The organism is Paenibacillus sp. FSL H3-0310 (genome assembly GCF_038002785.1).
Taxonomy (GTDB): Bacteria; Bacillota; Bacilli; order Paenibacillales; family Paenibacillaceae; genus Paenibacillus_AQ; species Paenibacillus_AQ odorifer.
The window spans coordinates 3,654,243-3,676,826 of record NZ_JBBODC010000001.1; the positions used below are offsets into that span (position 1 = coordinate 3,654,243).

Genomic DNA, 22,584 nt, shown 5'->3' on the forward strand with positions numbered 1-22,584 from the left:
CCCACCGGCTCAAATCAGCTTCACTAACATACTAATTAATTGGGCTGCAGGCACAATTAGGAGCTGAGCAAATATAGTGCCTACAAATCGTGAACCCATCAATACCACATATATTTTTCCTAGCTGATCACGGTATTCTACATTTTCAGTAGCCTTATGGGTAATAAGACCAAGCTGTGGGTCGATAAATATGGTCAGCAGAATAGTCGCCATACCGTTAATCAGTCCGGAAGCTTGAGAAGCAGTCGTGCTATATTGAGGCATTAGATGAGCAGCGTACAAAGATGATATGACACCTACGGTGTAAAAGGCTGTAACAAAAACATTCATCACAATAAAACGTTTAGGAATCCCCAGGTATCTGAAGTTATATAAGTTCACTTTTGGTTTTCTTATGTATTTTCTTGTGTTCTTAAGTTGCCCGATCGTCACACTGGTAAGCAGTTTTGGGATAGAACCTTCGATTTCAAGCTTAGAGATGATTCTCCCAAACAAGCCTACAAAGGTAGGGAACACAGCAATGGCAATTAAAGTCCCTAATGAAGAAGCCAATAATATAATTCTCAAGTAATTAAGAAGTGGAAAATCTGAATGTATTTTGGCATAATCTACGAATTTAGCCGTCAGTGGAGCTTGGATCATATTTGCAGTTCTTGAGACGAGAACAATAATGCCTGTGAGAGATAACGCAATGGCTATCTTGTTCAGCTTCACTCCGGCGTATCGTACCGAATACGATAAGGTTTCTGCCGTGTGAATAATCATCGTAAGCAAGCATACCACAATCAAACTATTTACCATTTAAAGGTTCCTCTCCAATAAACACTATTTATTATTTCGGTGCACCTTTTGGTGAAAGTATTGATCCAATCCATAACAAAGGGCAATGCCCACTAAATATCTAACAAGGTCGATCCACAGGAATCCTTTTCCGAGAATTAGACCACCCAATACTGTAGAACGGATGCTGTTGATCCATTCCGCTTGATACAGCTGGCTAAATTCTATACCGAAGCTAAACACCAAACTCCATACAAAGGCGAGCCTTAGCTTTTGATTTACCAGTAGGACCCGAAACATAAAATAAACCATGCTGCCCCAAAGCGCATCTCCGAAATGTCTAGATACAAACAAAGGCAGCTGATCCGTGAATACTCTAGAGCTTAACCCCAATACAATAACAACGAGGCAGATACAAGTATAAAAAAGTCTTTCTTTCAAATCATTGATCCTCATTTCCAACCTCTATCCAGCTTCTGACTTAAAATTGATGCTTGCGATAATACTAATCATTGCGATATAAAACGGATAAATAATCATGGCTCCTATTATGATCAGTCCTGTTACCGGTGCAGGTTTATCTGCAGGTTCTGTGATTGGGAACCAGGTTGCGAATAAACTAATGAATAGAATCAAATAGGGAAACCATAGGATCGTAGTGAAATACATGGATTTTTTTCCGCTCAAATATTTTTTTGTAAGCCAAATAAATACTATAGAAGATAATAAAAATAAAACAAGCTTGAAGATAAACAGCAAGGTATCTACTTTTCCCAGCTCCAAGCCGGAAATTCTGCTGATTCGATAAATATTCAATGGCAGCTCTATTACAACAAACAACATAAAGGCATAAAGTACGCTTAGTGCATTCAGCTTTATAAAATATTTCATCTGTTCAGCACTTCGGAGTCCCACAGCCGCTCCACATGGGTAAGCTCCAATTCTTCAAATTCCAGCTTATAAATATCCGGCTTGGACGTCTGTTCAAAGAACTCATATCCATACTTCTTATCGAAGTAGTTCAGGATAATGGTCATGATATTCCCATGCGTACCTAATGCGATTTTGCCGCCTTTATGCTGTTGAATTAATTGCTTGATGACAGGAATTGCACGCTCTTGTGCTCCCTGGGTACTCTCTCCATCCGGCATTTTATATTGCTTGTCGCTGAACGATGTCCGAATGCCCTGCAGAAAATCATCTTCACTGATTTCAATCTCGACACTTCCGATTGCTCGTTCTCTGAGTTCTTCATACAGTTCAATCTCTTGGTTCGAAGCTTCTGCCAAATATTTAATTGTCTCTACGGCTCGTCTATATGGGCTGGATACAAAATATGTAATTTCCTCCTCCGTCAAAAGCTCTTTGATTCTATAAGCGTCTGCGTGTCCTTTTTCGGATAATCCCCGTTCCCGCTCATTCCCTAATACAAAAGGTGACACTGCATGTCTAACCATATAAATGTATGTCTTCATGAGGCACTCCTCTCAGTCACTCAAATATCGTTGCAGTCTTCTCTCGGTCTTTTATAAAAATCTCTCTAGGATAAAGAATTGCAATCTCTGGCAGCTCGTTCTCTTTGAAAAATTTAAATTCTTCGATCTCCCCATCTATAGCTCTAAGCGTTCCTCTGATAATAGAGCACTCAAATACAATAACCGTATATTCTACCTGATCGCCATTACTATATTCGTATCTATATTTCGCTCCACCAAAAACACCTAAAATCGACGTAGGATGAACCATCAACCCTGTCTCTTCATATACCTCTCTGCGTAAGGTTCTTCCGGGACGCTCCCCTGGCTCAATCGCTCCCGCAGGCAATCCCCACAAAGATTCTCCTGGCTTGCGGATGAACAGAATCTCATCCTCTTTATTTCTTACTACTGCAGCTACGGAAGGCATCATTAATAATTCTGAGCCCACTTTCCCACGAATCCCTTGATAGTACTCAGACATCGGCATATTGATCATCCATCCTCTCCGTAAATGGGTTTATAATCTTTCTTTTAAAAAGCTGATCACGTTTATTTTCTCACCGTCTGGCTGAACATTACATTGAGATAACTCGACATTAAACCGCTCACCTGTCTCTATTAGTTCAATCGCTTGGCATACATATTCGATCTTCCCGGGACTACTACTCCATGCATCTCTTGTATCATCCTTTACCCAATGAAGCTCTTTACCATTAGAATAGAAATCATGAATTAACCGTCCACTATCCGTGGTTGGCTCAATCAACATCAGGTTATCTCCTTTACCTTCACTAAACCTTTGAACGGTTTCTTTCATCCTGTTTAAATCTTTTTGATCAAAATGTATTAAAATATCATCATGTTTAGACTCATCTGAGCCTGTCTCACCTAGATCGGCCGCCAACACGCCTACAAGCACAGCAATCATAAATAACTGCACAATGATTATCCATGTTCTAAATTTCATAGTTCCCCCTAAATTCTTTCCTTGGACTTCCCAAAAACCCACTATATGTATATTAGACATCACTATGAAGGAATCCTTTAGATTTCACAATATGCATAGCCGTGGACAAAAAAAGCTTCCGAACTCAAAAAATGCTGAGCTCCGGAAGCAGTTACAATGAGGTGAGTCTTAGTGTTTACCTTTTGTGCCAGCAAGCTGTACGATCATAATGACAAGAACGAGCAAAGCAATGAGCTGATCAATACTCATCTGCGTCCGCCTCCTATCCCAAATGAAGGATGGCTCATCGGACGGCATTTCCTCTCCCAAGGACACTGCTTCGTTCCCCTTATACACACTATGTATCCTGCTGCCTATTTATTACTTAAAGAATGCCCTGCCCGTCCATACGTGCGAGTTCCTGCTCGACTTCATCCAGCTGATCTTCGCCAAATACTTTAAACCCATTTTTCCTCAACAGCTCCGTAGTGGTGCCCTCTCCCGGTGCTTTCGTATCCTTAAAGGTTCCATCATAAATATACAGGCTTCCGCATGAAGGACTGTCTTGTTTTAAAATAGCTAATGCAACCTGATGCTCCCTAGCCAGCTTTAGTGTGGCTTGAGCCCCCTTCATAAATGGCTCCGTAACATCGACGCCTGCCCCCGTCACTACCCGATCTCCTTGCCGCTGTGCGTCAGGACGAGGGGTTGGCAAACCTCCCACTACCTCTGGACAAATATGGACAAAACGCCCTTCCTCATACCACTTTAGGAATCGGGCATCGAGACACGGAACATCGCCATTATCATAACGTACTTTATGCCCTAACAGACATGCGCTCACTAGAATCTTCCCTGTCATCGTTATCGCCACCAGTCCGTCTAGTATTTAATATATTGCTATATTATTTATGACTAGAAACGGATATGCAATATCGAAATGCCTGTCCACGAAATGTTTGTGCTTGATACACAAAAGAAGACTCGTAGTACACATATAGAAAACCATTATTTCTGATATTGAGGGGTTTTCTCCATCCGATACCGGCTCCAGCAGGTCCATAATAAATCCGCCATAAAGTAGAACCCCACGATCGGAAGCACGAATTTCCAAATAGGCTGAACACCCGAATATAAAAGCTCCATAAGCGGCTGAATTACATACACACTAGCTACTGAAAGCCCCCACCAATATAGAGAAAAACGCAGGCAAATATGCCCTTGCAGTTGATAAGACATTCCTGAGTAATCCCACCATTGCTTATGGAATACCGTTTTTAACAGCCAACCGCTTATAAATTCCACAGCAGAAGGAATGATTAGCGCAAGAAATAGGAAAAGCGGAAGTGGCAGCGTCAAATCTCTAGCAATCAATAGCAATAGTGGAGCAAAGCCGTACATCGGCTTAAATGGACCTTTTAGAAATCCTTCTTTGCGAAAGCTTCCATTACTGTATAGATTATAGGTCCCTTCCAATACCCAACCTAAAAAGGAATAGACCATAAAATAAAAAAAGTATTGGCCCACCACAGTAACTGCTATATCTCCACTTAACGAAAATATAGGAATAATCATGACCTAATCTCGCCTCCCGTTGTCATTATTTTCTTAGTTGTCCATCCGGCCCTATTATGTCTTGATCGTTCTGGAAATATGCGCACAAAAAAAGACATAACCCAAAAGGTTATGCCTCCATTCCAGAATTCCAGGAGTAAAAGTCTCCCACTTGTTACCTCTAATTATTTATGCTCTTCTTCATGAGGTGTCGTCAGCAACTGATCGTCGTTTTGTTTCTTCAGTGCATCCATCTTAAGCTCACTGCGTACGCCAAAGTTTGAACCGTACTTTTTCTCAAAGTTTCCTGCGAGAGCCTCACCACGTTTTTGCCGGTAACGGCTGTTCTCATTCCGACTACGCATTCCATTTCCTCCCTGTTGGCAAAGATCTGTGAAATTTGCGAAAAGCTAAGACGAACTTGGAGAAAACACTCTGATGAGGTTGTACTTTTATTTATTATACAATACTTACTATAATCATCAACAAAAACAGACTGTCCCCTAAAGGACAGCCTGTCTTCCGAATCATTTACTCCAAATTATCGGGAAGCGGATCTGGGTGTGAGGATTCAGCAGGTTTGGCTACCCACTCATCTGCCTCTGGCTCGATGTCTACACCGTTCTCCATCTTCTTAATTTCAGCTAATGAATCGCCTTCTTTATTTTCCTTGTTGCGGATTTCCGCTTCATCTTGTGTGTGATCGGACATGTGAAATCCTCCTCAGGTGCTTTGCTTTTTTTGTTCCTTAGTTATAGTTACCCGATGGAGTGTTTTGCAAACATAGTCCAATTAAAAGAATAATTTAAGGGTACATCATCCACGCTACAAGTGGGCCGATACAAGAGCCAACTACGGCGCAAACAGTCATCGCAACCGAGCTCATCGAAACGGATTGTTCACCATATTCCAAGGCCTTTGCTGTTCCTAGAGCATGTGAAGCGGTTCCTAGACCAATTCCGATTCCAACCTCACTACGAATTCTAAACAGTTTGATGATAAAAGGTCCGCCAATCGCACCTGTAAATCCAGCAATCATAACAAATACAGAGGTTAAAGAAGAGTCCCCACCTAAGCTGTTCGAGATCTGTATCGCTACAGGTGTAGTGATCGATTTAGGTAATAAAGATAAAACATATAATTTAGAGAAGCCTAGACCTGCCGCCAAAAGCAGTCCACTAAACATCCCTATAAGCAGACCTACAATGGCTCCGCCCAGAATTGCCGGGAGATTCTCAATCAACACATTACGTTGTTTATATAATGGGTAGGCTAACGATACTACAGCAGGACCGAGCAGCTGATTAATCCATTTGCCGCCTATCATATATGTATCATACGGAATATGAAAATATAGTAGTAAAGTTACAACAATCACTGTTGCTGTAAGCGCGGGAATAAGTACAGGAATACGAAATCGTCTATATACTACTGACATCATCAAATAAATAGCTACGTTAAGCAGTACAATACCTGTTGCGATAAAAAACATTATATTTCCTTCCCCTTTTCGCTTAGTCTCTTGCCGCTCCATCCCGCTTTCAGCTTGTTGTTTACGCTAGTAAGCCATTGGCTAGAATGTGCAGCTGCGGCAATCGTGAGAACACTGCTAACGATAAGGATTAGGATTAATAGTAAACCTCTACCACTAAAGATATCCATATGATTCACGATCCCAGCTGTCGCTGGAATAAAAAATAACGGAAGATAAGCTAATATCGTTGTAGCACCCTCTTCAATCCACTTCACAGGCACGACCCTGAATAACAATAGAACAAAAAGTAACAGTAATCCTACGATACTCCCGGAAACGGGGAGATGCAGTTGCTTTTGCAGATAGTCCCCAGCCAAGTAGAACAAATATAGCAGGAACACTTGGATAATAATGCGAATGATTTTCATGATGCAGGATCCCTTCATTATTAAGTTAAAGCGATAGCGCTAATATGGAGTCACCTTCATAAGGGTATCAGAGTTTTCATGAAACTTTCAATTAATTTTTGAATCTTATAAGAAATATCGCAAAAAAACCTGCAAAATCCCCAGAATACAGAGACTTTACAGGCTCAAAGATTAAGATTCAATTTCGTTAAACCCACTGAATTACTTGCTCTGCACCTTGACGCGTCTTACCACGTGGTTCATTCAGGCGATATCCGAAAGCTGCCATACAGGAGATTCCAAAATGCTCAGCGTCCAAAATCCCTTCTTCTTCCAGAATCTGCTCAACCTTAGCTTTATCAAAACCTTCCATTGGGCAGGAGTCGATCCCGATTAACGCAGCTGAAGTCAGCATATTCCCAAGCGCCAGATAAGTCTGCCGGCAGCTCCATTCGAACATTGCCCGCTCATTCTCCATCAGTCCGAAATCAACCTTCAAAAACTTATCAAAAACTTTACGTTTTCCTTCCATTCCTTGCGGAGGCAACTCCTGCACATTCTCCATGATCCCTTTAATATAATCGGAGTCAGCAGCCATATCTTTAGGAAGACGTGAGAGAATAAGCACAAAATGGCTTGCGGTTGCCAATTGCTTTTGTGCGCCCCAGGCATAAGGACGTAATTTTTCACGTACTTCCGGACTTTGTACTACCACAAAACGCCAAGGCTCGAATCCGAATGAACTTGGTGACAATCGTCCAGTTTCCAGAATAAATTGAAAGTCCGATTCACTAATTTTTTTATGGCTATCGAATTCTTTAGTTGCATGTCTGAACTGATATGCAGACAGGATTTCATTCTTGTTTAACGATAAAGTATCCATGAGTAACACTCCCTTTACTTGATTAGCATCGACGAGCATTTGACTGTTTGCCGATCACATGCTTAATATTAGTGTATATATCACTTCTTTAAAAGTACGCACAATAATGTTATGTAGTATACAAAATGATACCATGGGAGTTGAACAGCTATGCGTGACCGAAAAGGTGGCTTCGGAAATTTCCCGGAAAGCAACAAAGAAGCTTGCCCTGTAGAATTCACACTGGACGTTATAGGAGGCAAATGGAAAGGAATTCTCATCTATCACTTGATTGATGGCACGAAACGTTTTAACGAATTCCGCCGGATCTGCCCGGGCATTACCCAACGTATGCTGACCCTGCAACTAAGAGAGTTGGAAGAGGATGGGGTTGTACACCGTGAGGTCTACCATCAGGTTCCCCCAAAAGTCGAATACTCTTTAACTGAATTCGGCAAGACACTGATTCCTATTATTAAACTCATGAAAGATTGGGGCGAGGTGTACAAAACAAAACAGCTTTCCGCAGAAAGCTGTCCTGAAGGTACAGATATTACGGTGTAGCTCAATGCTGCACCTTTTATTTTTCCCCATTAAAAAACGCTGCAGCTTTTTCCTTATGTTCGTTGGTTACCTGACCGGATATCGCTTTAATGCCTGCTGCGATAATCGCTGCATCATCTGTAAATCCAAGGCCTAGAATCGCATCGGGTATAGCATCTATAGGAGAAATAAAATAAGCCAATGCACCGAAAGCAATTCCTTTCGCCCATAAAGGTGTTTTAGCGTCGACGGCACAATAATACATTGCGATAGCATCTTTAGTAAATGGAATTTTGCCTGCGAACTTTTTAGTTTTCGTCCAAAAATTTTGCGTTACCATTTCCTCATTTTCTTTGCTATATGGAAATTCCTCTGCAGTGAGCTCCATGCTATTCTTGACCTTATCCTTCTTCATTGCCGGTTCCCTCCGAAAGGTTCATATGACGTACATACCTAAAGTATTCCCTCAATTGAGGTTTATATCTTTAAGATAAACTAAAGTCCGTATCCTGAACCTACTTACGATTAATTGATCGCTTTGATTTTCGTTAAATCGCTGCTGCATAACACTTCAAGATTCTTAAAGATTCGCTCAGCATCCCAATCCCACCACTTCAGCGCTTCAAGATATTCGATCATTTCATCATCAAAACGTTGTCTGATCACTTTGCAGGGATTTCCTCCAGCTACACTATACGCCGGAATATCCTTTACAACTGTAGAATTGGCTGCGATAACTGCTCCGTTTCCAATATGCACACCTGGCATAACCGTAACATTTTGTCCAATCCAAACATCGTTTCCGATGACTGTATCACCTTTTAGCGGCAGATCTTTTAAATCCGGGACCGCCTGTTCCCAGCCATGGGCCATGATATTAAACGGATAGGTCGAAACCGAATTCATCCGGTGGTTGGCACCATTCATGACAAATTCAATGCCTTTGGCAATCGCGCAGAATTTTCCAATAATAAGCTTATCGCCAATAAAATCATAATGATGAGTCACACGTTCCTCAAACTTCTCTGCACCGTTTATATCATCATAATAGGTATAATCGCCAACAATGATATTGTCTCTTGTAATCGCATTTTTTATATAGCAGATACTTTTAATTTGTTCATTGGGATAGAGCGTATTCGGGTTCGGTCCATATTGTTTCATAGTTTGCGCCTCGCTCTCTTTTGGATAAAACATAGCAGAGATCAGAGCTGAATTCAAATCATGTACGATTCATAAACATAAAAAAGCGGCTACCTGCCGGTAACCGCCTATCTTTTATCTACTTATATTGTTAAAGTTCGTTCTACTTCACTTCTACTTCTACCTCTATCTTTTCGATAAAACCTCAGCCTCATACTGTTTCACTTCATTTAGCCAGCTTTCCCGGACCGGTACGCCATTCTTCGCACAATAATAATCCCAAATGGCTCCAAACGGATACGATTTAAATTCCTCGACCAAGGCAAGCCTTGAAGTGTAATCTCCATCCAGCTCAATTTGCTTCAATTGCTCGATTGGCTCCAGCATGGCACGAAGCAAAGCTTTTAATGTATTTCGTGTTCCGATCACCCAAGCAGCAACATGATTGATACTTCCATCAAAAAAATCTAATCCAATATGCGTTCTGTCCAGAAACTGACCACGAACCAGTTCACGGGCAATCTCGAGCAGCTCATCGTCCATAGTTACCACATGATCACTATCCCAGCGTACTGGACGGCTAACATGCAGCAGTAATTGATCCCCAAACAGCAGCCAGGAAGACAGCTTATTCGAAATCGTCTCGGTTGGATGGAAATGCCCAGCATCGAAGCACACCGCCTTGCCCCGGCTTAGCGCATAACCCATATAGAATTCATGTGAGCCAACCACGTAACTTTCCGAACCAATACCAAACAGCTTACTTTCTACAGCATCAATGTTATATTGCTGATCGATTTCCTCGCTGAAGATTTCATCGAGTGACTGCTGAAGCCGTACCCTTGGTGACAAGCGGTCGATCGGCGTATCTTTATAACCATCTGGAACCCAAAAATTAGTGACACAAGGCTGACCTAATACTTGGCCAAAGGACTCGGCGATTCGACGTGAGGCCTTGCAATGAGCGATCCAGAAGTTGCGGATTTCAGGATCTGGGTGACTCAGTGTGAAGCCATCGTTTGCTTTTTCATGAGAAAAACAGGTAGGATTGAAATCCAATCCGAGTCCCTGCTCTTTGGCCCAGCTCACCCAGCGCTCAAAATGCTTAGGCTCTAACGCGTCGAGATCTACAGTCTCTTCTGTATCCGCATAAATAGCATGTAAATTTATTTTATGTTGCCCTGGGATGAGTGCTAGAGCCTGTTCCAAATCCCGGCGCAGCTCCTCCGGATTCCCGGCCCGCCCCGGGTAACTTCCGGTGACTGCGATCCCGCCGCTCAGTTCTTTTTCCTTATTCAAAAAACCCTTCACATCATCACCTTGCCAACAATGCAAAGAAATCTTAATTTCCGCTAGCTGCTCCAACACTTTATCTACGTCGATCCCATGCTGTGCGTAAAGCTTTTTCGCTTCATTGTAGCTGTTCTGAATGCTCTGTAAGCTCTCTTTACTCTGCTCCATGTTTGAGCCTCCTGATTTTTAACTTAGTGTGTTTTAGATGAGGCATTTTTGCCTCTCTTTCGCTCGTGTTCCACTAAACTTAGCTACTAATTAACGACCTGCAGCCGGGCGAACTGTGCCAAAGCCGCTTTTTTGGTCGTGGGGTCCATCCCCTTCGGTATATAAGATGTTACTTGGAATGAACGACTTATAATTTCTCTCGCCTCTTGAAGATCAGTTACAGCACCCGTGCTGATCATCTGCACCACCAGATTGCCTAAAGCCGTAGATTCCGTTGGTCCGGCGTGAATTTCCATCTCCAACAGATCTGCCGTAATCTGGCACAACAGGCCGTTATTCGCACCTCCGCCAACGATATGCAACCTCTCTAAGTTGTCACCCGTCAATTGCTGGAGATCCTGAATGTAGAAATAATAAGATAAAGCAAGACTATCAAAAACACATCGAGCCATTTCCCCAGGTGTTTGAGGGACCAGCAGTCCTGCTTCCACACAATAGCTGCGGATCTCGTCGATCATGCTCGGTGGATTCATGAAGCGTTCATCATTGCAATAAATGATCGATCTAAAAGGGATTTCTTGTGCTGCCAGCTCTACCAGCTCGCCGAAGCTGTATTGTCCGCCGTACTCCTCACGAACCTTTTGAATCAACCACATGCCCATAATGTTTTTAAGAAACCGGAATGAGCCGTAGGCTCCCCATTCATTCGTATAGTTGCGTAACATTGCCTCTTTACTTGTGATGGCTGAACCCCGTTCCACCCCGATGAGTGACCAAGTACCACTACTGAGAAATCCCCATTTCTCGCTGTTTGCCGGAACCCCTAATACAGCTGATGCTGTATCATGAGAGGCTACTGCTATGAACTCGCAATCTGGAAGATCACCGCGAGCCGCCAAGTCCTCCGTCAACCTCCCAACGGGTTCCCCAGGTTCTGTTAAGGGAGGGAATTGCTCTTTAGAAAGACCAAGCACCGACAGAAGATCCTCATCGTAATCACGAGTGTGAAGATTCAGCATCCCAGAGGTGGAACCTATCGTCACTTCACTAATCTTGCGACCCGTAAGCCGATAATAAAGATAATCAGGGACCAGCAGGATGGAATGTGCTGCTTCCAGCTCCGCCTGATCATGCACAAACAGTTGATACAACGTATTTATCGGGAGATATTGTATCCCCACTTTTCCGTAAACGCTTTCAGTTGAGATGTTACGATGCAGCCTCTCTATCGCTCCATCCGTTCGGGAGTCACGATAAGAAAAAACCTCATGGATCCGCGCTCCCTCCTGATCGAGAAGTACATAATCGACACCCCAAGTATCGATGCCCACGGTGCAGCGCTCGATCCCTCTAGCCTTGGCCTGCTGTAAGCCCTTGACGATTTCAGCAACTAAATAATCTATATCCCAATATAGATTACCATTTTGTTCAGCGAATCCATTACTGAAGCGATGAATTTCTTCTATAGACAGGGTTCCTCCCGGCTGCTGCAAGGTTCCACAGACCACTCTCCCACTAGAGGCTCCGATATCAACAGCAATATGATTCTGATTTTGATTATGAGCTTGTGTATTCATCCCTATACAACACTCCTTATCTCCTATCAGCCTACTAGCAAAGCGAATACGATTCCTGGACCATGCACGCCTATCGTCAGATCATTCTCAATATCCGCTGAACGGCTAGGTCCGGAGATAAAATGGATGCCCGCCGGCAGCCCCGATGGCCCAGCTTCATCAAAATCAATAAGCACCTCACCGAGACGAGTCTTCAGCCGCTCCAATGGAACGATGGCAATTAATGCGGTAGGTAATAAGCTGACTGAACGGCCTTTATTCTCAGAGGACAGCACAGTAATGGAGCCTGTATAAGCAACTGCATAATCCGCAATCACAATTCCAATATCAGCCTCGGCCGCCCTAGCTTTCCATGCCTCCTGATCATCTGTATTCCAGACAGACACCCGTGTATCTGTGAGTTCCTCCTCTAGTCGAAGTGCTGCTAGCTCGGTGACATTTTGCCGGAGAATATACCGTGCGAGCATCTCATTGACTTTGCTGACGATGAAAGCTTTGGCTTCATCCATATCCTTCACACGAAATACATGACCACCGGCGCTTTGAAAATTCGCCGTAAATTGTTCAATCCTTTCCTCCGGACTCCACTGGAATTGCTGCCAATACTGCGGTGCGCCGCGAAAAGGATGTGCAGGAGCTTCAGTAATTCTCGGCCGCTTCAGGCGGCGAGCGATATCATTCATGAATGTCTGCTGCTTTTCACGTGAATCCTGCTCCATACGTTCCAACCAGTTACTGTGCGTCTCTTCAGTCATGTCCGGCCCCTCCTTCCAGCTCTTCCCGCTTCCGCTTCGCTAGTAAATCTTCCATTCGCTTCTGTATCGCCGGGTCCATTTCGCGACTGTTCTTGTCTAGCTCCTGTTGCAGCCCCTTCCAGCTCTCACGGAAGGATTGATCTGCCAGCTTCGGGGCGATCCGATAATTGTTCCAGCCTTTCAGCGGCCCCAGTTTCGACGGAATTCCTCCGTCTCGCACGAGCAGCTTTTGCCCGATTCTACCTACCTTCATCACATTACTAAATCGCTGTGACTTCGCCATAATCGCCCCAAAACCCTTCATGCCGAGACCTTCTGCCTTATCCCCATAACCACGTTCAACCTTCCGCCGCCGTAAATAGATGAGCATATCATGCAGAGGGATTTTGACCGGACAGGCTTCATAACATGCTCCGCATAGGCTAGAGGCTGAGGCGATGTCATCCCATTGATCTACATTTTTATTCAGCGCCGGGGTCAACACCGCTCCTATAGGTCCGCTATACGTTCCCCCATATGCATGACCGCCAATATGACGGTAGACAGGACAAGCATTCAGACAAGCTCCACAGCGGATGCAATTCAGCAGCTCCTGAAACTCAGGATCGCCTAGCTGCTCAGATCGGCCATTATCAAGAATAATAATATGCTGCTCTTCCGGCCCATCACCATCGTTGGTTCTGCGGGGACCAGAAATACCCGACATATATACCGTTAACTTCTGCCCTGTTGCCGAACGAGGCAATAATGTAGCCATCACTTCAAGATCACTCCACGAAGGAATAATCCGCTCCATCCCCATCAGGGTAATTTGTGTTTTCGGTAAAGTGGTGACCATACGAGCGTTGCCTTCATTCTCGAACAGCACCATCGAACCCGTCTCTGCAATAGCAAAGTTACAGCCAGTCATTCCGATATCCGCATCAAGGAACTTCTCTCTCAGCTTTCGCCGTACAAATCCAGCAAGGATAGTAGTTTCAGGCAAAAGCTCCTCCCCTGCCTCTTTGGACAACAGCTCGGCAATCTGGTAGCGGTTCTTATGAATCGCCGGAATAATGATATGTGACGGGGTTTCCCCGGCAAGCTGGATAATATACTCCCCCAGATCTGTCTCTATGGTCTCCACACCAATGGATTCCAGCGCCTTATTTAAATGCAGCTCCTCAGTAACCATTGATTTGGATTTGACCACAGAAGCTGCCTGTTTTCGCTGCGCGATTTCAAGGGCAATCTTCACAGCCTCTTCACCCGTTGCTGCAAAATGAATATGTGTGCCGTTTGCTCTTGCCTTGTCTGCAAAAAGATTCAAATAGTAATCAAGATGGGCGATCGTGTGTAGACGGATTTGCCGCCCACGTTCACGCCACTCTTCCCAGTGGCCATGATCGTTAGCTGCTTTTTGTTTTCCATCACGCAGTCTCTCCGTGGTAAAACGAACAGCCTTGCGTAAAAAGTCATTATTCAGTGCCAAGTCTGCACGCTCTTTTACTGTTGCTGGCTTCCCGTTCTCTGATTTCGCCGTTAGATTGGTGGTGGTTTGACTCATTTATCAGTCACCCCCTCATACAGCAGTTCTGCTAAATGCATAACTCGAACGGGTTCGCGGCGGTAACGCAGATTCCCGGCAATATTCATCAGACAACCCATATCCAGACCCGTTAGGATTTCTGCTTCCGTCTCCAGCACATGATCTGATTTCTCAGTGACCATCGCCCCGGAGATATCAGACATTTTCACGGCAAAGGTTCCACCAAACCCACAGCAGTCCTCAGCAAAAGGCAGTGGTACCAGCTCCATCGCCTTCACATTTTGCATAAGCTGCATTGGTTCGTCGCGAATCCCTAGAATCCTTGTGCCATGACAGGAAGGATGATAGGTAACCTTATGCGGAAACACTGCTCCTAGATCAGTTACGCCAAGCACCTGCACCATAAACTGGCTGAATTCATAGGATTTGCGTTGCAAATTCTGCGCCTTGACCAGATTAACCGGATCTTCCTGAAACAGCTTAGGGTAATGATGAAGCATCCCCGTACAGGATCCGGAAGGTGCAATGACAAAATCACTGTCATCGAAGGCCTGCAGAATCGTAAGTGCAGCTTGCCGCGCTTCATTCCAATATCCACTGTTGTACGCAGGCTGTCCGCAGCAGGTCTGCACCTCCGGGAACTCCAGCTGTACGCCATATCTGGCCAGCAGACGAGCCATGGCTTCCCCGACCTTCGGGAACACGGCATCGCTGACGCAAGTTATAAACATCGATACCTTCATGCCTTCACCTCCTGCACAACTATTTACTACACCGTCGTTATTGCGATGTTCAGCTTCTGCAACTGCTTCATTTGTTCTTCAACAGGGCTGTAATCCGTTATTAGAACATCCACATCACTAGGAGCCGCAAAATGTGTGAACGCTTGAATTCCGAATTTACTGGAATCGCATAATAAGATCACTTGCTCCGCTATAGAAATCATCTTTCGTTTCACCATAGCTTGCAGCTCATTTGATTCACTAGCGCCACGTTCGAGATGAAATCCTTTGCAGGAAAAAAACATTTTATCCACGTGATACAATTCAAGCGAACGTTCTGCTAAATGACCCACATAGGACATTGATCTGCGGCTCAGTTGCCCGCCTGTAGAAAAGACCTCGATCCGCTCCTTCCCGCTTAACTCTGCTGCCACTCTAGTAGAATTGGTCAACACAGTGAGCGGCATATCCGGCAAATGCGAAGCCATATACCAAGCCGTTGTACTGGCATCCAGTAGAATCCGATCGCCCGGCTTAATCATCATTACCGCCTCACGGGCAATCCGCTGTTTCTCCGCTGCATTCATGATTTCTCGTTCAGCATAAGGGGTCTCCGGTTGCCGGTCACGCAGGCTAACTGCTCCGCCATGCGAACGCAGCAGCCGCCCCGCTTTTTCCAATCGATCCAGATCGCGGCGAATGGTTTCTTCCGTCACTTGGCATAATGTACTCAATTCTGAGACACGGATACTGCCGCGTTCATTCACTAGTTCTACGATTCGTTCATATCTGTCTGCAATCAGCATGATTTCCCTCCGTTATCCCTATCTATATTCAAGCTACCTCTTATCTAGTAAAAGCTGCTGGCACTCCACCATCGATTGTCAGCATACAACCCGTAGTTTTCTCTGACTTGGAAGAAGCAAAAAAAGCAACGCCTTCGGCAATATCACGTGGATAAATATTAACTAGCAGCGTCGTGCGTTTACGGTAATGCTCCTCTAATTGATCCGGCTCAATCCCGTAAGCAGCCGCCCGTTCATTACGCCAGTTCGAATTCCAGATAGCTGATCCTTGTAGAATTGCATCGGGCAGAATCGTATTGGCACGGATGCCAAACTCTCCACCTTCAGCTGCTATGCAGCGGGCCAGATGGGCTTCGAGCGCCTTGGCAGAACTGTAAGCCGAGACGCTTTTACCTGCAAAAATAGAATTTTTGGAGCCGATGAATACCATGCTGCCTCCGATTTTTTGCTCCTTCATCACTTTAAAAGCTTCGCGTGCAACGAGAAAATATCCTGTGCCCAGCACAGAAATATTCAAATTCCACTCTTTCAATGAAGTCTCATCAAACGGACTGGAGGTTGCAAGCCCAGCATTATTAACAATAATATCGACCCCGCCATAAAAAAGGGCTGTCTCCGCATAAGCTGCGGTTACCTGCTCTTCCTGAGTTACGTCCATTTTAACGGCGAATGCACGATTTTCACCAAACTTAGCGTTAATCTCTTCCGCTACTTTTTGTGCACCCTCCAGATTGAGATCTGCCAATACAACATGCGCTCCTTCTGATACTAAACGACGAGCCGTCTCACTCCCAATTCCCCCAGCACCACCTGTAATAAAGGCAACTTTACGGGAGAACTCCGCTTCTGCCGGAGCCAATGATAATTTATATAATTCCAGGGCCCAATATTCCACATTGTACGATTCATTCTCACTTAGAGAGACGAAATCTCCCAGCGCAGTAGCTCCGCGCATAACAGCAATCGCCCGGTGATACAAGGCTCCGCTGATCTTAGAATTGCTCCAGCTTTTACCTGTGTTGATCATGCCTACGCCAGGGATCAGGATCACACGTGGCGCAGCCTCGAACATTACATCGCCTTCATGTTTATTACGGTCGAAGTACGCTTTGTACTGCTCCTTATAAACGCTAATCGCTTCGCTCAGCTTCACCTTCAAGCCATCGATATCATTAGTATTTGGCTCCCACGCAACAAAAAGCGGCTTCATTTTGGTATGTACCAAATGATCTGGACAAGCTGCGCCTACACCGGATAACTTCTCCGAGTCAGCCCCTCCTACAAAACGCAGCACATCCTCCGCATCGTCGAAGGTCAAAATCATTTTACGCTCATCGCTGACCGCGCCTCTGATCAGTGGCATCACTACCGCCGCTACAGCCCGCCGCTCTGCTTCTGGAAGTGCTTCTGATTTGCGGCCGCCAAATAGGTTCTGATCTTCAATTCTTTCTTCAATATAACTTTCCGCTTCGTTAATTATGGAGATTGTTTTGGCATAACAAGATTCAGGTGTATCCCCCCAAGTCACGAGACCGTGTTTCTCCATCAGCACTAATTCAGCTTTCGGGTTTGCGAGCACACCTTCGGCAATCATTTTGGATAAAGTGAAGCCTGGACGGATGTATGGCACCCATACGAAACGATCCCCATAAATCTCACGGGCAATTTCCTTACCGTTATGAGCGCAGCATAAACTGATAATGGCATCTGGATGCGTATGATCCACATGCTTGAAAGGTAAAAATGCATGCAGTAACGTTTCGATAGAAGCACGCGGATGTTTAGGATCAATCATACAATTTGCGAGATAAGCTACCATCTCTTCATCTGGTATTTCATCACGTTCAAATAACGGGGCAATATCCTGAAGCCTTAGTCCGGTAAAGTTGCCTGCTTTCATCGTAGCAAGGTCAGAGCCGCTGCCCTTCACCCACATTACTTCTACCTCACGCCCGCGAAAATCCAATTCTATCGTTTTGCTGGAGGTATTCCCTCCGCCAAAGTTACAGACTCTGCGATCTTCGCCCAGCAGATTAGAGCGGAACACTAATGCATCCAATCCCCCGTCTAATTTCGTTTCCCGAGATGAATCCCATAAGTTTTGTACCATTTGTGAATACCTCCGTTTTTGAATGTTTGTTTTTTTGTTTATTTTTGTTTGTTTTGATTTTAAACTATTTGTTTGTGTTTGAATAGAGCGCTTTCAACAAAATTTTAAATTTTTTTCACATTTTAGACGAATCTCTATTGGATGAACTACAATAACATCGCGAATAACAAAAAAGAGCTGCCTCTTGGCAACTCCTCCCCTATTTTTCACACCAGCTTAAAGGGTGATCCAGTAGTTACATTTTTCATTCTCAATGCCATGTAGTATTCCTTTGTTCGCCTCAATAACCTTTCTCGAAGATATATTGTCCGGCTCACAAGTCAGCATGACCTTATCAATCCCCATGTCCGCAGCTTTTTTTAACAGCTCTGCCAAAAAAATCGTGCCATAACCCTTTCCTCTTTCACTGGGTCTGATACTATAACCGATGTGTCCACCTGACTTCCTCAATTGATCATTTAAGGAATGTCTTAGTTTTCCGACACCAACGGGATAAGCGTCAATCAGTAGCCAGTAGTTGGTTTGTGCTACATACTGTGGTGGAAGATTATCACCTTGTGAAAGTGCTATCCGATCCTGGATGAAATCAGGAAATTGACTGTAAGCCAGATCAAATCCGTTATTGACGAATCCATTTTCCCCCGGACCTATCTCCACAATCAGCTCAAAAATATCGCGTCCATCTGAAACACTAGCTTCCTTTAGCTCAACGAGCATAATCATCCCCACCTAGAACGTTATTAATAACTTCCCTATCAAAATTTACCGCAAAAGAGACCGGCATGCATTATTTAATTGCACATTCTACAACTAAAATGAACTTCAATGCTCACGCCTAATGTGTTAAGTGTACTTTGTGCAATTAAATTCGCCCAATTTAGCTGAATCAGCTAAATACGAGAGAAATAGTTGTACGAAGTACATCTATATCACCGTAGTAAGAGTAAAGTAGCAATTTAGTTGTATGAAATACACTTATCTGGTCTGCACCCCTCTTTTCACAGGAATGTTCCTATTGCGCGCTCCTCCTTCCCCACTCTCGTAGTATACTTATTGGAATAAGATACAGATGTTGTATTTTCACTAAGGAGGTTTGTGATGGTAAATAGCTTTAAAAATGCCAAGGTGCAAGAACGAGTGTGGCAATCCTACCAACAGCTAGTTGATCAGTGGCCTATTCCTCTTGAAGAGCTCGATCTCCCAACCACATATGGGCTGACGCATTGTATCCTTACCGGGCAAAAGAGTAATCCCCCTTTATTTCTGTTTCATGGCGTTGGTGATAACTCGGCGGTCATGTGGCTCCTTAACATCGAGGAATTATCGCGGCATTTTTACTGCGTTGCTATTGATACTCTGGGCGGACCCGGAAAAAGTATTCCTAATGCGCACTTTAATAAACAAAAGTTTGAGCAGGTGGAATGGATTAATGAAATAGCCAAACATCTGAGCATAGACATCTTTAATATTGCAGGGGTGTCAAATGGAGCCTATATTGCTTTTAATTATGCAACCAAGCAACCGGACAAAGTGAACCGTGTGATTTGTTTGGAAGGCGGAATGGTCACCACACCCATCAAAGCCATGCTGCAAACGCTAATGATGATGTTCCCAGAGATTCTGATTCCCACGGATCGCAATTTACTGAAAGTGCTGAAGAAGTTAAGTGCGCCTGACTCCCCTTTATTTGACAATCACCCAGAAGTAGCTGCTCATCTAATTCTTTTAATGCGAGCTCATAATCAGCAAGCTATGTTTGTTCATAAGCTTCAAAAATATGATAAAAACGCCGCAGTTGCCGTCAGAGATAAGCTTTATTTTTTAGTAGGAGAACACGCGTTAAAACAATCAAAGGACTTCATAGATATTTTGAGGATGGAAAGTTTCATTACCAAGTGATCCCCCGTGCGGGACACGGCATTAATCATGAGCAACCGGATAGAGTCAACACTGAAATCATCAATTTCCTGACCCGCGATAATGATAAATCAATTGCATCCTTATGAAAGCGTTACTATTATGAAGGTTATTACTCATACTTACTCTATTAAAGGAGAGGTTACTCATCAGATACGGAACTCTGGCCCACACATTTGGCTGCTTGCCGCTCAAGTCGTTAACTGCAACCCTTCAGAATTATGATATCGATTTTGTTCAGCTTGCATTATCCAAAGCCATTCAGGACATCGACACTTCTACCGGTAAACTAAGTCCAGGTCTTGCCAGCTATATTGGCGAACAATTTGACAAAGCAGGAATACGTATCGGTGTTTTGGGCTGTTACATCAACCCTGTTCATCCGGATCCTGTCATCCGGAGAGCTGAGATCAATCGTTTTAAAGAGCATCTTCGTTATGCCCGCCAATTCGGCGCACCTATGGTGGCAACAGAAACAGGTGCGCTGACTACTTTTCAAGCACAAGATCCGATCCATTACGAAGCTATCGGCTGGGATACGTTAAGGGCAACTGTAGAAGAACTTGCAGAGGAAGCTGAAAAATGGGGCGTTTTTCTAGGACTAGAAGGGGTCTGCACACATACACTTTCTACACCAGACAAGATGCGCCGCATCTTAGATGAAGTCCCATCAAGCTGTATAGGTGTTGTATTGGACCCTTGTAATTTTATTGGCACGGCTGCGCATTTGCAGGATCAAATTGTCGATGATTCCTTCAGATTATTCGGCGACCGTATCATTCTGGCGCATTTAAAAGATATCTATCAAGATGGTGAAAAAGCATACCACGGAAAAGCAGGCAGCGGAGTATTCCATACCGAGGCTTTCCTGCGCAAACTCCAAGTATATAAGCCAATGATCGATGTGTCATTAGAAGATATCAAGGATCTGGAGGTTAATGAAACCGTTGCTTTACTGAAGAAGCTTGCACCTATAACACAATAAAAATCCATTTCTGAGGATAGGTGTTAGCAGCAGCTGCGCATCTATCCCCAGCTTTATCTATGCTCAAAAATAATGCTTCCAGTTATTGAGCAGATGATCATCCTCTTTCTGCAGCAATTTAGAGGCATATACGATTTGACCTGTATGATAGGAATAATGCTCTGCCGCTCCGATCATAATCTTTTGAATACTCCAAGTATAATTCTCCATTCCAGCCCCCTCAGGGAAACTAATGGTGACCTCCCGTTCTAGATCAGCCTTCGTCAAATTGCCCACCACCGAACGGCTTTCTTCCCTCATACTCCCCCCTCTTCCTTCTCCTTTTGTTTATAAACTTGATAAATGGTACTTTTCTATAGGAGCTGAATAAAATAAAAAAAGGAACGATTGAATCATATTTTTTCATATTATAGCTCTAACTTGGAAGGGACGGGATTATCAATGCGATTCACATTCCCTATTCTGACCTTATCTCATGGCGGAGCACAACGTATGCTAGTAGAGCTCACCAATGGGCTGACAGACTTGGGTCATCAGGTCAATCTCCTTTTGCCTGTGGATGGCGCTATTTCTTATGATGTGCGCGCAAACGTAATCCGCTCCTCACATATGAATATTCACGAGCATGACTTTCCTCCCGGAGACGTCATTGTTTCTAATTATTATACAACTGTCCCCATCGCCCAAGCAGCAAGCCAACTAGGAAAAGGGGTTCATGTACGTTTATCTTTATGTTATGAGCCACCTTTTTTACCGGATAACGGACGCTCCTTCCCCTCCTATCACATCACTGAGCATCTAATCGTTTTATCACGTTGGCAGCAGGAGCTGATCCGTTTAAATCATGGTATCACCGGCAGTATCGTGCCCATTGGCATTAGCTCCTCTTTTAAAAATATGAATATCCGTCACAGTCTTCAAGAGCCTTTAAACATAACAGCTATATTAAGAAAAACAGAACGAGGTTTCTCCTGGCACCGTGAGCAAGATTATCTTATAGAACAGCTGGATTACGTAAAAAGCCAATATCCCGATGTAAATATTAACTTCATCAGTCCGCCTGACGAGTTCAACACCTCAGAAATTCTCCAAAGAATGAAAGCTACTGGCAAATATCGGTTCTTTACGCCAGCAAATGATGAGGAGCTCTGCTATCACTATAACGGTGCGGATATTTTTGTTAGCTCAAGTATTTTTGATACAGGCTCTTTACCGGGACTTGAGGCCATGCGTTGTGGAGCAGCGTTAGTCTGTGTATATTCGGGTGGGAATATGGAATACGCCCATCACAAGAAAAACTGTTTGCTCTCTTATCGATATGAGAACCGGCTCGGTGAAGATGTCATCCGCTTAATACGTGATCCCAACTTAAGAACTAAATTAGCGGAGCAGGGGGAAAGATATTCGCGCAAATGGACTTGGGAAAATAGTGTCAGATTATTTGAACAAGCGATCACAGATTTATTATAAAAATATAAAAAAGCAAGTCTCCGGTGGCCGAGATTTGCTTTTTTATTGATCCAAAAGAATCATTGA

The 22,584-nt window shown here is 44.0% G+C and carries 29 protein-coding genes; 4 read left to right on the forward strand and 25 right to left on the reverse strand.

Going from position 1 to position 22,584, the window contains the following annotated elements:
- Nucleotides 1-9: 9 nt before the first annotated feature.
- The 14 genes from MHH63_RS16645 to MHH63_RS16710 all read right to left on the reverse strand — a co-directional run bounded on the left by MHH63_RS16645 (nt 10) and on the right by MHH63_RS16710 (nt 7,522).
- Nucleotides 10-801 carry a lipid II flippase Amj family protein gene (locus tag MHH63_RS16645; protein ID WP_036689792.1) on the reverse strand — a complete coding sequence of 264 codons (792 nt, stop codon included), beginning with the start codon at nt 799-801 and terminating at the stop codon, nt 10-12.
- Between the two features lie 24 nt (nt 802-825).
- Nucleotides 826-1,221, reverse strand: coding sequence for a ribosomal maturation YjgA family protein (locus tag MHH63_RS16650; RefSeq protein ID WP_248548018.1), 396 nt, complete (start codon nt 1,219-1,221; stop codon nt 826-828).
- 24 nt (nt 1,222-1,245) lie between these two features.
- The gene (locus MHH63_RS16655; protein WP_076130341.1) at nt 1,246-1,671 is read right to left on the reverse strand and encodes a hypothetical protein; all 426 of its coding nucleotides are present in this window, start codon (nt 1,669-1,671) and stop codon (nt 1,246-1,248) included.
- Complete coding sequence (locus tag MHH63_RS16660) at nt 1,668-2,255, reverse strand: histidine phosphatase family protein (protein ID WP_248548017.1); 588 nt, start codon at nt 2,253-2,255, stop codon at nt 1,668-1,670. The genes MHH63_RS16655 and MHH63_RS16660 overlap by 4 nt, the downstream gene beginning before the upstream one ends.
- 16 nt (nt 2,256-2,271) lie before the next feature.
- Nucleotides 2,272-2,745, reverse strand: coding sequence for an NUDIX domain-containing protein (locus MHH63_RS16665; RefSeq protein WP_076130372.1), 474 nt, complete (start codon nt 2,743-2,745; stop codon nt 2,272-2,274).
- Between the two features lie 30 nt (nt 2,746-2,775).
- Nucleotides 2,776-3,225 (reverse strand): DUF4362 domain-containing protein, encoded by a 450-nt coding sequence (locus tag MHH63_RS16670; protein ID WP_076130343.1) that lies wholly within the window; start codon nt 3,223-3,225, stop codon nt 2,776-2,778.
- 168 nt (nt 3,226-3,393) lie between these two features.
- Nucleotides 3,394-3,540, reverse strand: a complete 147-nt coding sequence (locus MHH63_RS16675) for a hypothetical protein (RefSeq protein WP_155288116.1) — start codon at nt 3,538-3,540, stop codon at nt 3,394-3,396.
- Nucleotides 3,541-3,589: 49 nt separating this feature from the next.
- Nucleotides 3,590-4,066, reverse strand: coding sequence for a DUF523 domain-containing protein (locus MHH63_RS16680; RefSeq protein ID WP_076186997.1), 477 nt, complete (start codon nt 4,064-4,066; stop codon nt 3,590-3,592).
- 146 nt (nt 4,067-4,212) lie between these two features.
- Nucleotides 4,213-4,779: a putative ABC transporter permease gene (locus tag MHH63_RS16685; protein ID WP_036689784.1), complete on the reverse strand. Its 567-nt coding sequence runs from the start codon at nt 4,777-4,779 to the stop codon at nt 4,213-4,215.
- Nucleotides 4,780-4,943: 164 nt separating this feature from the next.
- Entirely contained in the window at nt 4,944-5,123 is a 180-nt protein-coding gene (locus MHH63_RS16690) for a hypothetical protein (protein WP_038570027.1), read from the reverse strand.
- Between the two features lie 166 nt (nt 5,124-5,289).
- Nucleotides 5,290-5,469 (reverse strand): hypothetical protein, encoded by a 180-nt coding sequence (locus tag MHH63_RS16695; RefSeq protein ID WP_036689781.1) that lies wholly within the window; start codon nt 5,467-5,469, stop codon nt 5,290-5,292.
- 94 nt (nt 5,470-5,563) lie between these two features.
- Entirely contained in the window at nt 5,564-6,250 is a 687-nt protein-coding gene (locus MHH63_RS16700; protein WP_076130346.1) for an LrgB family protein, read from the reverse strand.
- Nucleotides 6,250-6,678, reverse strand: a complete 429-nt coding sequence (locus MHH63_RS16705) for a CidA/LrgA family holin-like protein (protein WP_256716148.1) — start codon at nt 6,676-6,678, stop codon at nt 6,250-6,252. The genes MHH63_RS16700 and MHH63_RS16705 overlap by 1 nt, the downstream gene beginning before the upstream one ends.
- A 169-nt stretch (nt 6,679-6,847) precedes the next feature.
- The gene (locus tag MHH63_RS16710; RefSeq protein WP_076130347.1) at nt 6,848-7,522 is read right to left on the reverse strand and encodes an NAD(P)H-dependent oxidoreductase; all 675 of its coding nucleotides are present in this window, start codon (nt 7,520-7,522) and stop codon (nt 6,848-6,850) included.
- Nucleotides 7,523-7,672: 150 nt separating this feature from the next.
- Here MHH63_RS16710 and MHH63_RS16715 point away from each other — a divergent pair, with 150 nt between their 5' ends.
- Nucleotides 7,673-8,065: a winged helix-turn-helix transcriptional regulator gene (locus MHH63_RS16715; RefSeq protein WP_076130348.1), complete on the forward strand. Its 393-nt coding sequence runs from the start codon at nt 7,673-7,675 to the stop codon at nt 8,063-8,065.
- Nucleotides 8,066-8,081: 16 nt separating this feature from the next.
- Here MHH63_RS16715 and MHH63_RS16720 read toward each other — a convergent pair whose 3' ends face one another.
- From MHH63_RS16720 to MHH63_RS16765, 10 genes are all read right to left on the reverse strand, one after another.
- The gene (locus MHH63_RS16720) at nt 8,082-8,459 is read right to left on the reverse strand and encodes a YkvA family protein (protein WP_081383451.1); all 378 of its coding nucleotides are present in this window, start codon (nt 8,457-8,459) and stop codon (nt 8,082-8,084) included.
- Between the two features lie 110 nt (nt 8,460-8,569).
- Nucleotides 8,570-9,208: a Vat family streptogramin A O-acetyltransferase gene (locus tag MHH63_RS16725; protein ID WP_076130349.1), complete on the reverse strand. Its 639-nt coding sequence runs from the start codon at nt 9,206-9,208 to the stop codon at nt 8,570-8,572.
- A 165-nt stretch (nt 9,209-9,373) separates the two neighbouring features.
- Nucleotides 9,374-10,648, reverse strand: a complete 1,275-nt coding sequence (rhaA, locus tag MHH63_RS16730; RefSeq protein WP_312151373.1) for an L-rhamnose isomerase — start codon at nt 10,646-10,648, stop codon at nt 9,374-9,376.
- An 86-nt stretch (nt 10,649-10,734) separates the two neighbouring features.
- Nucleotides 10,735-12,225 carry a rhamnulokinase gene (gene rhaB, locus MHH63_RS16735; protein ID WP_341171811.1) on the reverse strand — a complete coding sequence of 497 codons (1,491 nt, stop codon included), beginning with the start codon at nt 12,223-12,225 and terminating at the stop codon, nt 10,735-10,737.
- 26 nt (nt 12,226-12,251) lie between these two features.
- Nucleotides 12,252-12,980, reverse strand: coding sequence for a LutC/YkgG family protein (locus MHH63_RS16740; RefSeq protein WP_339190567.1), 729 nt, complete (start codon nt 12,978-12,980; stop codon nt 12,252-12,254).
- Complete coding sequence (locus tag MHH63_RS16745; protein ID WP_076305641.1) at nt 12,973-14,526, reverse strand: LutB/LldF family L-lactate oxidation iron-sulfur protein; 1,554 nt, start codon at nt 14,524-14,526, stop codon at nt 12,973-12,975. Before MHH63_RS16745 ends, MHH63_RS16740 begins: the two co-directional genes overlap by 8 nt.
- Nucleotides 14,523-15,251, reverse strand: a complete 729-nt coding sequence (locus tag MHH63_RS16750; RefSeq protein WP_076130354.1) for a (Fe-S)-binding protein — start codon at nt 15,249-15,251, stop codon at nt 14,523-14,525. Before MHH63_RS16750 ends, MHH63_RS16745 begins: the two co-directional genes overlap by 4 nt.
- 26 nt (nt 15,252-15,277) lie before the next feature.
- Complete coding sequence (locus MHH63_RS16755; protein ID WP_036689767.1) at nt 15,278-16,036, reverse strand: DeoR/GlpR family DNA-binding transcription regulator; 759 nt, start codon at nt 16,034-16,036, stop codon at nt 15,278-15,280.
- A 40-nt stretch (nt 16,037-16,076) separates the two neighbouring features.
- Entirely contained in the window at nt 16,077-18,146 is a 2,070-nt protein-coding gene (locus tag MHH63_RS16760) for a bifunctional aldolase/short-chain dehydrogenase (RefSeq protein WP_341171812.1), read from the reverse strand.
- Nucleotides 18,147-18,362: 216 nt separating this feature from the next.
- Nucleotides 18,363-18,863, reverse strand: a complete 501-nt coding sequence (locus tag MHH63_RS16765) for a GNAT family N-acetyltransferase (protein WP_248548008.1) — start codon at nt 18,861-18,863, stop codon at nt 18,363-18,365.
- Between the two features lie 381 nt (nt 18,864-19,244).
- On the opposite strand from MHH63_RS16765, the gene MHH63_RS16770 reads away from it, so the two are divergent.
- Both MHH63_RS16770 and MHH63_RS16775 read left to right on the forward strand, forming a co-directional pair.
- Nucleotides 19,245-20,045 carry an alpha/beta hydrolase gene (locus tag MHH63_RS16770; RefSeq protein WP_341171813.1) on the forward strand — a complete coding sequence of 267 codons (801 nt, stop codon included), beginning with the start codon at nt 19,245-19,247 and terminating at the stop codon, nt 20,043-20,045.
- Between the two features lie 202 nt (nt 20,046-20,247).
- Complete coding sequence (locus MHH63_RS16775) at nt 20,248-21,048, forward strand: sugar phosphate isomerase/epimerase family protein (protein WP_256721092.1); 801 nt, start codon at nt 20,248-20,250, stop codon at nt 21,046-21,048.
- Nucleotides 21,049-21,111: 63 nt separating this feature from the next.
- On the opposite strand, the gene MHH63_RS16780 is transcribed toward MHH63_RS16775, so the two are convergent.
- Nucleotides 21,112-21,348 carry a DUF1572 family protein gene (locus MHH63_RS16780; protein ID WP_076303043.1) on the reverse strand — a complete coding sequence of 79 codons (237 nt, stop codon included), beginning with the start codon at nt 21,346-21,348 and terminating at the stop codon, nt 21,112-21,114.
- Nucleotides 21,349-21,489: 141 nt separating this feature from the next.
- Here MHH63_RS16780 and MHH63_RS16785 point away from each other — a divergent pair, with 141 nt between their 5' ends.
- Nucleotides 21,490-22,518, forward strand: coding sequence for a glycosyltransferase family 4 protein (locus tag MHH63_RS16785; protein ID WP_341171814.1), 1,029 nt, complete (start codon nt 21,490-21,492; stop codon nt 22,516-22,518).
- The last annotated feature ends 66 nt before the right edge of the window (nt 22,519-22,584 follow it).